Here is a 13,003-nt window from a genome sequence, read left to right as displayed (position 1 = left end):
TAGTGGCGGCCAGTCTCGATGCCGGATCGGGGCGGGCCTAGGCGGGGGAGGGCTCCGCCGACGTGTCCCAGACCGGGATGGTGGTCACGGAGCCGACATTCGGCAAAGCCGAGCGGAGCGCCTTTTCGACCGATCGGCTGCGTTCGATCATGTGCGGCATCGTGGAGGACCCGTCGGTGGGGAGGGAGACCTCCACGTGCAGTTTGTGCCCCATCCACCGCATGCGCACTCCCGGCTCGCCCGGCGTGATGGCAGTGACAGCCGTCTCCGCGCGTTGGACCAGGTCGGGGTCCACCCCGTCCATCAGGCGCCTGCCGATGTCCCTGGCCGTGCCCCACAGCAGGACCGCGATGGCGGCGGAGATCAGCAGGCCGATGATCGGGTCCGCCAGCGGGAACCCGAGCCAGACGCCGGCAACGCCCAGCACGACGGCCAGGGAAGTGAACCCGTCGGTGCGGGCGTGGACCCCGTCGGCGACCAGGGCGGCCGATCCGATCTGCCGGCCCACCCGGATGCGGTAGATGGCGACGGCTTCGTTTCCCGCGAAACCGATCAGGCCGGCGGCCAGCACCCATCCGAGGTTTTCCAGCGGCTGGGGCTCAAAGAACCTGCGGATCGATTCGACTGCGGCCACCACGGCCGAGAGGGCGATCATCGCGACGATGAACAACCCCGCCATGTCTTCCGCCCTTCCGTAGCCGAAGGTGAAACGCCGGGTGGCGGCGCGCCGTCCCAGAAGGAACGCAATCCACAAGGGGATGGCGGTCAGTGCGTCCGAGAAGTTGTGCACGGTATCGGCCAGCAGCGCGACGGAGCCGCTGACCAGCACCACCACGAGCTGGAAGACAGCCGTGGCACCGAGCCCGATCAGTGACAGCTTGACCGCGCGGATGCCCTTGGCGCTGCTTTGCATGGCATCGTCGATCGAATCGGAGACGTCGTGGCTGTGCGGGACGAACAATCCGTGGATGACCCCGCGCAACCCGGAGGGATGCTCGTGGCCGTGACCGCCCTGGTCATGGTCATGGTGATGTCCGCGCCCATCATGGGGATGGTCGTCGTTGTGTCCGTGGTCGTGACCATCGTGCTGGTGATCGTGGGAATGGCCGTGGTCGTCATGGTCGTGCCCGGTGCGCGACTTCACGGGGTTCCCTCGGCATCCCCATGATGGTGCAGCGGCGTGCCTCCCAGGGCGTGTTCTGCCTGGAAGATCGCATCCGCGACCAGCTGCCGGGCATGTTCGTTGGCCAGACGGTAGAACACCCTGGTCCCGTCCTGGCGGCTGAGGACCATCCGGGACAGGCGCATCTTCGCCAGGTGCTGGGACACCGCCGCCGGGGACTTGTCCACGATCTCGGCTAATTGGTTCACCGGCAGCTCACCGTCGCGCAGGGCCAGGACCAGGCGTACGCGCGTGGCATCGGCAAGCATGGAGAAGACCTCCACCGCGAGCTCCACATACTGGCTATCCGGTTCACGGCCACAAACATTCTTATCTGCATTCATGCGAAGATTATTGCACGAGATGGTGCGCCTGGAAACGGAAGTCGACTCGGATCTCAGTGCACAGGACTGCTGAGAGGCAGTGAAGTCCACTTCTGAAAACGACAGCGTTGCATCCAGTTAGATAATGCCTGCTTTGTCGGACAATATGAAGCGTCCGCACATACCGAAAGCCACCCGCGATGGAACCGTCACAGGGCGATCTTCCAGTGCCCGCAAATTCCAAAGGTTTCGCTTCGAAACGATGGTGGAATTAGCTCAGCTGCGGATCACCCACTCGAACGCCTCGGCCGTGGACCGGGCACCCTGGGCGGCCTTGGACCGGCTGGACTCCCCCAATTCCCCGAGGACCTGTTCGCCCAGCTCGACGATCCCGGCGAAGGTATCGGGCGTGAGCCACTCCGGGCGCGTCGCGAAGAGGATGTCCTCGCTCGCCGTGTTGCCACTCGCGCCGGGGGCGAACGGGCACCCGCCCAGACCGCCGAGGGCGCCGTCGACCAGATCGGCGCCGGCGTCGATGGCCGCGAGCGTGTTCGCGACACCGAGACCCCAGGTGTCGTGCCCGTGGTAGACGATGCGCCGGTCCGGGGTCTCGTCGCGGACCCGGGAAACCAGTTCGGCGACCTGACCGGGATGGGCCTGGCCGAGGGTGTCACAGATGACGATGTCGCAGGTTCCCTCGGCCCGCGGGTCGTTGGCGATGGAGAGCACGCGCTCGACCGGAACCTGGCCTTCGAAGGGACAGGTGAAGGACGTGGCAATGCAGAGCTGGATGCGTCCGCCGACCGCGCGGGAGTACTCGACGGCCTGCGGGAGCGCTTCCAGACTGGCATCGGTGCTGCGACCGATGTTGGCCTGGTTGTGGGCATCGGAGGCGGAAAGGCAGTACTGGAAGTTCCGCACGCCGGCGGCCGCCGCCTTGGCCACGTGGCCGGGGGTGGCCACCCAGATCCAGCAGCGTTCCAGCTCGTCGGCGGTCAGTTCGGCGACGACGTCGAGGGTGTTGGCCATGGTGGGCACCAGGTCGGCGCGCGCCATGGAGCCCAGTTCGATTTCCGGGACCCCCAGCTCGATCAGCCTGCGTACGGTGGCGACCTTTGCGGCGGTGGAGAGGTTCTTACCCGTCAGCTGCAAGCCGTCGCGCAGGGTGACATCGCGCAGTCCGGCGCCGCGCACCGCCGTCGTGCCCCGGGCCTTGTCGGTGGTGGTGTTCATGCGCTGTACGCACCCTTCGCTCCGGCGGCCGCCGCGATGGCTTCCGCGTCCAGGCCCAGCAGTCCGCCGAGCACCTCGTCGTTGTGTTCGCCCAGGTCCGGGCCCAGGTGGCGCACCGGCAGGGAGGTGGCGCCGATGACCGGGACGATGCCGGGGAAGCCGACGTCGTGCAGCATTTCCTCGCCGGTGGAGACGTCGAACTTCTGGACCATGTTCCGGGCGGCGTACTGTTCGTCGGCGACGATGTCCGCCGCGGTATAGATCGGGCCGGCCGGGACGCCTGCGGCGTCGAGCATCTCCAGCGCCTCGGGGGCATCGTGGCGTGCGGTCCACTCGCCGATGGCGGCATCGAGTTCCTCGCGGCGGGCCCAGCGGCCGGCGTTGGAGCCGAGTCCGGGGTCGGCTCCGAGGTCGGGGCGGCCGATGGTTTCCATGTAGCGCTGGAAGATCGAGTCCCCGTTGCCGGCGACGACGATGCTGGCCCCGTCGGCGCAGACGTAGGCGTTGGAGGGGGCGATGCCTTCCATGCGGCCGCCGGTGCGTTCGCGCTGGTTCCCGTAGGCCTCGTAGTCCGGGACGAGCGATTCCATCATCGAGAACATCGCCTCGTTCAGGGCGACGTCGATGATGCGCTCGCCCAGGGCGGTGCCTTCCTGCCCCGCGCCACGGCGGGATTCGCGCTGGAACAGGCTCATCACGGAGCCGAAGGCAGCGTAGAGCCCGGCGATCGAATCCCCGATGGAGACACCGACACGGACCGGGGCGCGGTCCGGGTCGCCGACGAGGTTGCGGAAGCCGCTGTAGGCCTCGGCGACGGCGGCGAATCCCGGGCGCTCGGACAGCGGGCCGGTCTGGCCGAAGGCGGAGATCCGGGTGATGACGAGCTCGGGGTTGGCCTCGTTGAGGACCTCGGGGCCGAGCCCCCACTTCTCCAAGGTGCCGGGGCGGAAGTTCTCCAGCAGGATGTCGGAGGTGCGGACCAGTTCGAGGACCGCGGCGCGGCCGGCGTCGGAGCGCAGGTCCAGCACCACGGACTTCTTGTTCCGGTTCAGGGTGCGGTAGAGCATCGAGGTGGTGCCCTTGGCCAGGCGCCAATTGCGCAGTTCGTCACCGGTTCCGGGGCGTTCGACCTTGATGACCTCCGCGCCGAAGTCGGCCAACAGGCGTCCGGCGGTGGGTGCTGCAATGTAGTTGCCCAGTTCCAGGACGCGGACTCCGGCCAACGGGGCCGTGGTGTTCTCGCTCATGGTGTGTCCTTTGCTTGCTTCAGGGATGGTGCGGGGGGCGGGGCAGGGCGGGGTCAGATGAACAGGCTCAGGACCGAGACCAACCCCAGCGCCACGACGGAGGCGACGGAGACGCCCAGGGTCACCGATTTCAGCGCACCGCGGGTGGTCTGGCCGAGCAGCGCCTGCAAGAGCCAGAAGGTGTTGGAGGTGACATGGACCATGAACAGCGATCCGGCGCCGGCGGCCAGGGCGATCAGCACGGGGTCCAGCCCCAGGGCCGGGGCGATGGGGGCCAGCAGGCCGGCAGCGGTGATGGCCGAGAGGGTCACGGAGCCGACGGCGATGTGCAGGACGGCGGCGATGACCCAGACCACGAGCAGCGGGGCGACCGGGCTGGCGGTGAAGAAACCGCCCAGGATGTCCCCGACGCCGGCAGCGGTGACCGCCGCGGCGAGTGATCCGCCGACGCCGGTGAGCAGCAGGATCTGCCCGGATTCGCGGAAGCCCGCCGAGATGCCGGCGTCGACCCGTTTCTGTCCCACGGTGTAGCGGCCGACGACGCAGGTGCCGACCAGGCCGATCAGCAGGGCGATGATGGGTTCCCCCACGAACTGGATGGGGGCGATCTCGATTTTGGTGATCTCCAGGATGGCACCGGCGGCGATGAGGAGCAGGGAGAGCAGCAGCGGGGCGAAGAGCAGGATCAGCGGTGCTTCGGTCCGGGTGCGTGCGGCCACGGCGACCGGGGAACCCGCGGTGCCACCTTCACCCGTGGTGGCCCGGGTATTGCGGAAGGGGGCTCCGACGGCCACCTGGGCACCGTCGTCGTGCACTGGCTCTTCGGCTTCGAACAGTTCGTGGTTCTCATCCGATTCCTCTTTCCAGAGGCCGCGGCGGAAGAGGAAGGTCATGATCGCGATGGCGATGATGACCGTGGGGACGACGATCAGCAGGCCGAAGAGCAGCATCTTGCCCAGCGGGACGTTCAGCAGTCCGGCCAGCGCCAGGGCGCCGACGCCGGGGACCATGAACACGATGCCGCATTCGAGCGAGATGGCCATGGCGGTGGCCATGCGGGCGGTGCCGAGCCTGCCGATCTTCGGGGCGAGGCGGCGGGCCAGCGGGGCGGAGATGACCAGCAGGACGTCCAGGAAGATCGACTGCAGGACCGTCGCGCAGGCCAGGCCCATGGTGTAGGGCAGGCGGGATGGGCCGAAGGTCTTCAGCAGGTGTTCGACGAGGCGGCGGATGGCGCCGGTTTCGTTGAGGATCGAGCCCATCAGGACGCCGAAGGCGATGAGCAGGCCGACCTCCATCATGATGTCGCCGAAGCCGGTGGAGATGGTCTCGACGGTCTTCTTCACGCCGAGCCCGACGGCCAGGCCAAGGTAGGCCGCGCCGACGACCAGGGAGATCACCGGATTGACCTTGAAGCGCACGATCAGCACGACAGTGGCGATCACGGCCACTGCTGTGTTGATCAGGATGGCAGCATCTGACATGGGAGGGGGCCCTTCGGGTTGACGTCACGACTGTGACCGGAGCCACAGCACTAAACCCATATTATGGTTTTGTTCCCATAATGCAAGACGTATGACGGAACTCCTTGGACGTCCTTCCGGGTGCCGCGGGCCGCGCTGGCGTACGGCGAGCGGCTGACTAGGACCGTTGGTGGTTCGGTTCCATCACACAGGCCGTGGCCGAACCGGGCTCGATTTCCGTGCGGCCCGCGTCATGGATGACCGGGCCCGCACCGACGGTGTCCACCGACCGGCGGAAGTCGGCGTCCGGCAAGCGGCGCACGTCGAGGGGGCGGCCCGATCGCAGCCAGGTCTCCAGACGTGCCGGTTCGGCGTCCAGCAGCCAGGCGAAGAGCGCGTGGGCCGCCTGCGCGGCGGCCTTGCCGGTCGACATGCCCAGGGAGTCGTTGAGCACGACGGCGAGGCATGGTTCAACGCCGGGCGCCCGGGGTGCGCGCGGGACCTCGGCAGCGCGCGGCAGTTCCGTGCCGGAGACCTGGAGCTTGGCGATCTTCCGCGGGACCTGTGCGGACGGTCCGGGCACGAAGGCGATCGCCTGCCCCGCGCCGGCCACCCCCAGCGCATGGTCGGGATGGGCGGCACGGAGCTTGGCGAACGTGCCGGCGTCGGCCCTGCGGACCACCTTGGCGAAGGATCCTTCGGCCCAGATCCGCCACTCGGGGGCCGCGGGGCTGGCCGCGAACGCCCCCACGGAGGCGAGGGCGGCCGCAGCGATCCCCTCGGCTTCGGGCGCCGGCTGGTCCCGGTCCACGAGCAGCACGATCTGCTGCACGAGCTCGCTGGGCGGCTGGGCCTCCACTGGCTAGCTTTCGGTGTTTCCGGCGGCCTGTTCCTGGGCCCGGAGGGCGTCCGCGCGCAAGGCCTTGCGGCGGCCGAGGATCTGGATCCCCGCCACGACGGGGATGGATCCCAGGGCCACGGCGCGCATCCAGGGCTTGTCGAACACATGGCCGGTCGCGGCATCGAGGGAGGCGGGCCCGGAGCCGGCAATGACCGTGCAGGTGGCCGCCAGGGACAGGAGTGCCGGGTATTCCATTCCGCCCTCGGTGGCGAAGAATCCGTTGGGGGCGTGCACTGCTGCGGCAACACCCATGGCGGTGGCCGCCGAGGCGCCGGCCGCCGGGGTGGCCAGTCCGAGGATCAGGGCGGCGCCGGCGCCTGCTTCGCCCCAGCCGGCGAGGACCGCATTGCGTCGTCCCGGACGGAAGCCCATGGCGTGCATGGCCTGGCCGGTGCCCTCGACCCCGCTGCCGCCGAACCAGCCGAAGAGCTTCTGGCTGCCGTGGGCGACGAGGACGCCGCCGACGCCGACCCGCAAGAGCGTGTGGGCAATGGTGTTCGCGATGACTGGACGGGCGGGCTGCTGCATGGTCGGTCTCCTGCTGATGGGTTTCTGTTCCACCCTCCATTCTCCCAGAGGCGGCCGCCCGGTCTCGCCCACCGGCTGCCCCGTGGCGGTTGCCTAGACGAACTCCCCGCGCACCACGCGGCCCAGCACCTCGGTGAACAGGTCGACGCCGGCCAGCATGTCCTCGTCGCTGGTCAGCTCCTTCTCGTTGTGGGAGATGCCCTCGACGCTGGGCACGAAGAGCATGATCGTGGGCACGATGTCCTTCATGTTCGTCGAGTCGTGGCCGGCCAGCGTGCGGACGGTGCCGTAGGGCAGCCCCAGCTTGTCGGCGGAGGCTGCTGCCAGCTCCATGCCGGAGGTGTCATACGCCTTGGACGCCCAGACGTGTTCGGCGCCGCGTTCGATCTCGACGCTCGCCCGCGCTTCGATGGCGGCGACGCGGCGATGCAGTTCGGCATCGGCCGCGGCGAGCACGTCCGGGTCGGTGCTGCGCAGGTCCACCAGCAGGTTGACGCGGCTGGCCACCACCACCGGGGAGTTGGGGAAGACCGTGAATTCGCCGCAGGAGGTGATGACTGCGTGCTCGTCGGTGGAGAACTCGTCGGCGATGTCGCGGGCCGCGGCGACCAGCAGGGAGGCTCCCAGCAGGGCGTCGTGCCGGTCGGCGATGACGGTGGCCCCGGTGTGGGCCTGTTCGCCGTGGACGACGAATTCGTACTTGTTGGCACCCCACGTTGATTCGACCAGGCCGATGACCAGGCCGTTGTCCTCCAGCGAGCGGCCCTGCTCGATGTGGATTTCCAGGTAGGCGGCCACGTCCAGGCTGAAGTCCCCGATGGTGCCGATCGACTCGAGCGCCTCGCGCACCGTGGTGCCGTGCGGGTCGGTGGTCTCCAGGACCTGGTCGGCCGGCAACTTGCCGGTGAAGACCGAGCTGCCCATCATCGAGGGCTTGAACCGGCAGCCCTCCTCGTTGAACCAGTTGATGACCGCGACGTTGAACGCCGCGCCCTCGGCAGCTTCCTGCAGGCGGATGGCCGCGTGGGCGGCGGTGAGCACGCCGTAGGCGCCGTCGAAGCGCCCGCCCAGCGGCTGCGAGTCCAGATGGGAGCCCATGGCGACGTACGGTGCGCCCGGGACGAGTTCGAGCAGGGCGAGCTGGTTGCCGACGGCGTCGTAGCGGACCTCGAAGCCGTGGCCCTCGACGAGCCCGCGGAACCAGTTGCGGGTCTGCCCGTCGGCCGCGGTGCCGGCCTGGCGGTCCACTCCCCCGCCGGCGGTGGCGCCGAAGGTGCTCATGGAGCGGAAGTCGGCGAGGAAGGCACGCGCCGCCTCGGCACGCTCGGCGGTGGACTCGGAGGGGGTGGTCGCGCTCATGCTGCGGCTCCATTCGGGGTGGCTGGGTCGAGGGCGTTGCCGTCGAGGGTGTTGTAGGTGAAGGCGCCGCCGACCAGGGTGGCCAGCACGTCGAGGTCGGCGATGTCGGGGGCGTGAAGCGGCGAGGCGGAGAGAACCACCAGGTCGGCGAGCTTGCCGGATCGCAGGGTCCCCTTGTCCGCCAGGGTGCCGGTCGCTGCCGCGGCCCAGCAGGTGTAGGCGCGCAGCGCCTCGTCGGGAGTCAGGCCCTCGACGGGGGCACCGTCGTCGTGCACTCCGCCCAGGACACGTCCGGTGGAGGTGCGCCGGTCCACCCAGGCCTGCAGTCCGCGGCGGACGTTGTTATCGGCCACGGGCAGATCGGAGGAGCCGGCGAGGATCCCGTCGGCGTCGACGATGGAACGGCCCCGGTACAGCCAGCCCTCCCGGTCGGGGCCGACAAGGTCGGCCATCTGGTCGCCCAGCGGCCCGATGAACGCCGCCTGCGGGGTGACGGCGATGCCGTGGCGTGCGGCGAGCTCGACCTGGTCGGGCCGGGCGATGCCGAAGTGCTCGATCCGGTTGGGCAGCGGGTTGGGCCCGTACGCGTCCTGGCAGCCGATGACGATCTCCAGGGCGAGGTCGATGGCGGCGTCGCCGATGGCGTGCAGGGCGATCGGCCAGCCCGCGCGGTAGGCGGAAGCCACCTTGTCGCGGTAGCTGGCCTCATCGTCGAGCAGGTAGCCGTGGTTGTGCGGGTGGCCGCAGAAGTCCTCGGTGACCGCTGCGGTCGCGCCGAGCAGGGAGCCGTCCATGAAGACCTTCACGGGCCCCAGCGATACCCAGTCGTCGCCGAATCCGGCGCCGAGGCCCAGGTCCAGGCCGCGGCCCGTCCCACCGTGCAGGTCCTCGGCGTGGCCGGTGACCGGGTGCAGGGCGTCGAGGGTGGGCATCAGCTGGGCCCGGGCGTGCAGGCGGCCGGTGCGGTGGGCCAGCTGGTAGGCGGCGACCTCCAGCGGGCTATGGCCGATCCAGCCGGCGGCGATGCCTGCCTCGGTGAAGCTGGTGATGCCTTCGGCGGCGTAGCTGGTGGTCGCTGCGTCGAGGGCGTCGACAATCGCTTCGCGGGAGTACGGCAGCAGCAGGTTCTGGACGATCCCCTGCGCGGCCTCCTCGACGACGCCGGTGGGATGGCCGTCCCCGTCGCGCAGGACGGCTCCCCCCACGGGGTCCTCGAACCCCGGTTCCAGGGCGCCGGCCAGGGAGAGCGTGGCGGTGTTGGTGATCGCCTGGTGGCCGGAGACGTGGCGCAGATAGAGCGGGCGTTCCCCGGTGATCGCGTCCAGCCGGGCGATGTCCGGGAAGGCCCCGCCGTGGTGTTCGTGGTTGAAGCCGGTGCCGTGCAGCCAGGCGTCATCGTCGCCGAGGGCGTCGAGCCGGGCGGCCTCGGCTTCCAACAGCGCATAGAGCTCGTCGAGGCCGCGGGCAGGCGCCAGGTCCACCGATTCGAGCCCGAGCCCCCACCACGTGGTGTGGCAGTGGGCGTCGATGAACCCGGGCACGACGGCGGCGCCGGCCAGGTCGATCTCTCGGGTGGCCGTGCACCCGTCGAGTTCCTCGTCGAAGCCGGCGATGCGCCCGTGCAGGATGCCGATGCTGTGCGCCCGCGGCCGCTCGTCCTCGAGCGTGATGATCTCGGCCCCGCGCAGGATCAGGTCAAGGTTCATGCGGTGGCCTCCGCTGCTGCGGTGGACGGCGGCATGGTGGCCGGGTCGATGCGCAGGTGCAGCAACGCCGGGACCTTCCGGACGGTGACGGCTTCCAGCGCGCGGTCGATCGCGGCGGACACGTCGGCGGTGGTGCGCACGTCCTCCCCGTGACCGCCAAACGTCTCCATGAGCGCGGCGAACTCGGGGTTGGCCATCGCGGTGCCGGAGGGGCGGCCGGGGTAGTGCTTTTCCTGGTGCTGCACGATCGTGGCGAACACCCCGTTGTCCACCACGATGACCAGCGGTGCCGTCCCGTGGGCCTTCGCGACCGCGAGCTCCTGTCCGTTCATCAGGAAGTCACCGTCTCCGCAGACCGCCACGGCGACCCGGTCGGGATGGATGAGCGAGGCGGCGACGGCTGCCGGCACGGAAACGCCCATGGCACCGTTGCGCGGACCCACCAGTGTGCCCGGCCCGGCATGGGTCAGGTAGCGGTGGCCCCAGAGCGTCGCATTCCCGGCACCATAGGTGGCGATCCGGTTCGCCGGCAGCTTCTCCTCCAGCAGCCCGAACGCCACCGAGAGGTCGACGCCGGTGGCCGGGTTTTCCGCCGCCGGGGTCGCGAACGTGTGCTGTTCCGCGGCCAGGGCCTGCATCCACCCGGCGCCCCGGTTCCCGCGCGCCGCGTCGGCGTCCGGCAAGGCCGCGGCGACGGACGCCGGGGTGGCCACGATCTGCTGGTCGATCCGGCCGGCATGGGTGGCCGCATTCGGATCCGCGAGCACGACGACGGTGCTCGCCTCGAGCCCGCGGGTGTACCCGTCGGAGGGGACATCGGAGCGGCCGCAGCCGACGAAGACCAGCAGATCGGCCTCGGCCGTCCGCTCGGCGAGCGCGTCGGAACGGTAGTAGCCCAGGTAGCCGGCCCAGGCGCTCGACGTGTGCGGGACGGCATCGTAGGCGCGCCAGTCGGCGGCGACCGGTACGTGGGCCGCTTCGGCCCAAGCGGCCAGCGTCGCGCCGGCGTTCCGGCCGTTCACTGCTTCGCCCCATCCGTCGCCACCGGCGACGATCAGGGGTCGGTCGGCACCGGCCAGCCGTGAGGCCAGTTCGTCGACCGCGGCCGCCCCGGGCACCGGAGCCGGGACGGGGCGCGGTGGCACGGGCCCGGAGTCCGTCATCCTCACCAGCACGTCCTCGGGTAGCCCGATGACCACGGGGCCGGGCCGTCCGGAGGAGGCCGCGTGCATCGCCTCGGCGACCAGCTCGGCGGCCCGGTGTTCGTCGTCGAGCACCATCACGCGTTTGGCGGTGGTGCCGAACCAGCCATCCAGGCTGAACTCCTGGAAGGAATCACGCCCCCGGTCGGCCACCGGGATGAGACCCACGAAGAGCACCAGGGCGGTGGCATCCTGCCAGGCGGTGTGCACGGAGATCATCGCGTTGGCCGCGCCGGGCCCCCGGGTGACCATGGCGATGCCGGGCAGCCCGGTCAGCCGGGCCTCGGCGAGCGCCATGAACCCGGCGCCACCCTCGTGCCGGGCGACCACGGTGGTGATCGGGGAATCGTGCAGCCCGTCCAACACGTCCAGGAAGCTCTCCCCGGGGACGGAGTACACGCGCTTGACGCCGTGGGCCTCGAGTTGGCGGACGATCAAGTGGCCGGCTGAGGTGCTCATACGGGGTCTCCTTCTAGTGCTTGAAGCCGGGCAGGTCAACGCTCATCCGCGGCGCCAGGTAGCCGGCGACGGCGGTGAACAGGGACAAGACGATCAGGATGGTGGCCGCGGGCCACCAGTGCTTGTCCGCTGCGGCGGTGACACTGACGGCCAGCATCGGGATGAAGCCGGAAAGCATGCCGGCCACATTCTGGGCGAAGCCGACCCCGGTGTAGCGGGTCTTGGCCGGGAAGAGCCCGGTCAGCACGGTGCCGGAGGCGGCGTAGGGGAAGGACAGGGTGGCGACGGCCACGGTCACTCCCAGGATCACCAGTACGTCGTTTCCGCTGTTGACCAGCAGGAAGGCGGGAACCGCAACGACTGCGGAGAGCAGGCCGCCGTAGATGATGACCTTGCTGCCACCGAACCGCTCGCCCAGCCGCCCTCCGGCGATCAGGACCGGGATCTCCACGATGGCGGCGATGATGGTGGCCAGCAGCATCAGCGAGGCGCTGTAGCCGAGGATCTTCGTGCCGTAGTAGACCATGAACGCGGTGACCAGGTAGAAGCCGCCGACGCCGAGCAGTGCCGCCGCCATGCCCACGATGATGTGCTTCCAGCTCTGCTTCAGCACAGTGCGGATCGGGGCCTTCTCGGTGGCTCCGGCTTCCATCAGTTCGGCGAAGACCGGGGACTCGTCGAGCCGCGAGCGGATGTACAGGGCCAGCAGCAGCATCGGGAAGGCCGCCAGGAACGGGATGCGCCAGCCGAAGGAGGTGAAGGATTCCTGCGAGAAGTACAGCGTGGCCAGGAAGAAGCCACCGGAGGAGAGGATCGTGCCGATCGGCGAGCCGATCTGCGGCAGTGCGGCGTAGCGCGCCCGGCGCTTCAGCGGGGCGTTTTCCACCACGATCGTCATGGCGCCGGACCATTCGCCGCCGACGAAGAGGCCCTGGAAGATGCGCAGCAGCACCAGCAGGATGGGGGCGGCGATGCCGATGGCCGCGTAGTCGGGCAGCAAGCCGATCAGGCCCGTGATCAGGCCGATGCCGATGATCGTGACCATCAGCGTCTTGCGCCGGCCGATCCTGTCGCCCATCGCCCCGAAGAACATGCCGCCCAGCGGACGGGCCACCAGGCCCACGCCGAAGGTCGCGAAAGCGGCCATCGCTGCTGCTGTCGCGTTTTCGTTGGCGAAGTAGTGGACGTTGAAGATCAGTGCCGCTGCGGCGCTGAAGAGGAAGAAGTCGTACCACTCCATGGCGGTGCCGACCAGGGCGCCGATGGCGACCTTGGTGGCCTCCTGGTCGGTGACCTGGTGGGTCGCGCCCGCTTCGAGGTTCGTTGGCTGTGTCATGTGTGCCTCCACACTGGTGCTCGGGGCAGGACGGCAACTCTGCCGTGCCCGGGATCACTGTCCATGTTCCACCGTGAGCGCGGT

General features: G+C 69.6%; 11 protein-coding genes. All 11 read right to left on the bottom strand.

Annotated elements, in window-relative coordinates; genetic code table 11:
* Nucleotides 1-37: 37 nt before the first annotated feature.
* The 11 genes from ABD088_RS17095 to ABD088_RS17045 all read right to left on the bottom strand — a co-directional run bounded on the left by ABD088_RS17095 (nucleotide 38) and on the right by ABD088_RS17045 (nucleotide 12,919).
* Nucleotides 38-1,144 (bottom strand): cation diffusion facilitator family transporter, encoded by a 1,107-nt coding sequence (locus ABD088_RS17095; RefSeq protein ID WP_343903171.1) that lies wholly within the window; start codon nucleotides 1,142-1,144, stop codon nucleotides 38-40.
* Nucleotides 1,141-1,506, bottom strand: a complete 366-nt coding sequence (locus ABD088_RS17090) for an ArsR/SmtB family transcription factor (RefSeq protein WP_343903170.1) — start codon at nucleotides 1,504-1,506, stop codon at nucleotides 1,141-1,143. Before ABD088_RS17090 ends, ABD088_RS17095 begins: the two co-directional genes overlap by 4 nt.
* 255 nt (nucleotides 1,507-1,761) lie before the next feature.
* The gene (locus tag ABD088_RS17085) at nucleotides 1,762-2,718 is read right to left on the bottom strand and encodes a beta/alpha barrel domain-containing protein (protein WP_343903169.1); all 957 of its coding nucleotides are present in this window, start codon (nucleotides 2,716-2,718) and stop codon (nucleotides 1,762-1,764) included.
* The gene (locus ABD088_RS17080) at nucleotides 2,715-3,965 is read right to left on the bottom strand and encodes a CaiB/BaiF CoA transferase family protein (RefSeq protein WP_343903168.1); all 1,251 of its coding nucleotides are present in this window, start codon (nucleotides 3,963-3,965) and stop codon (nucleotides 2,715-2,717) included. Before ABD088_RS17080 ends, ABD088_RS17085 begins: the two co-directional genes overlap by 4 nt.
* A 53-nt stretch (nucleotides 3,966-4,018) precedes the next feature.
* Nucleotides 4,019-5,449 (bottom strand): GntP family permease, encoded by a 1,431-nt coding sequence (locus tag ABD088_RS17075; RefSeq protein ID WP_343903167.1) that lies wholly within the window; start codon nucleotides 5,447-5,449, stop codon nucleotides 4,019-4,021.
* A 157-nt stretch (nucleotides 5,450-5,606) separates the two neighbouring features.
* Nucleotides 5,607-6,287 (bottom strand): peptidyl-tRNA hydrolase, encoded by a 681-nt coding sequence (locus ABD088_RS17070; protein WP_343903166.1) that lies wholly within the window; start codon nucleotides 6,285-6,287, stop codon nucleotides 5,607-5,609.
* A gap of 3 nt (nucleotides 6,288-6,290) precedes the next feature.
* Nucleotides 6,291-6,857, bottom strand: a complete 567-nt coding sequence (locus ABD088_RS17065) for a DoxX family protein (RefSeq protein WP_343903165.1) — start codon at nucleotides 6,855-6,857, stop codon at nucleotides 6,291-6,293.
* A gap of 93 nt (nucleotides 6,858-6,950) precedes the next feature.
* Nucleotides 6,951-8,216: a M20 family metallo-hydrolase gene (locus ABD088_RS17060; RefSeq protein ID WP_343903164.1), complete on the bottom strand. Its 1,266-nt coding sequence runs from the start codon at nucleotides 8,214-8,216 to the stop codon at nucleotides 6,951-6,953.
* Complete coding sequence (locus ABD088_RS17055) at nucleotides 8,213-9,922, bottom strand: amidohydrolase (RefSeq protein WP_343903163.1); 1,710 nt, start codon at nucleotides 9,920-9,922, stop codon at nucleotides 8,213-8,215. The genes ABD088_RS17060 and ABD088_RS17055 overlap by 4 nt, the downstream gene beginning before the upstream one ends.
* Nucleotides 9,919-11,583, bottom strand: a complete 1,665-nt coding sequence (locus tag ABD088_RS17050) for a thiamine pyrophosphate-binding protein (RefSeq protein WP_343903162.1) — start codon at nucleotides 11,581-11,583, stop codon at nucleotides 9,919-9,921. The genes ABD088_RS17055 and ABD088_RS17050 overlap by 4 nt, the downstream gene beginning before the upstream one ends.
* A gap of 13 nt (nucleotides 11,584-11,596) precedes the next feature.
* Nucleotides 11,597-12,919, bottom strand: coding sequence for an MFS transporter (locus ABD088_RS17045; RefSeq protein WP_343903161.1), 1,323 nt, complete (start codon nucleotides 12,917-12,919; stop codon nucleotides 11,597-11,599).
* Between the last annotated feature and the right edge of the window lie 84 nt (nucleotides 12,920-13,003).

Source organism: Arthrobacter rhombi (genome assembly GCF_039526245.1).
Classification (GTDB): Bacteria; Actinomycetota; Actinomycetes; order Actinomycetales; family Micrococcaceae; genus Arthrobacter_H; species Arthrobacter_H rhombi.
Note: the sequence above shows the minus strand (reverse complement) of the source record. Positions and strands in the feature narration are given on the sequence as shown.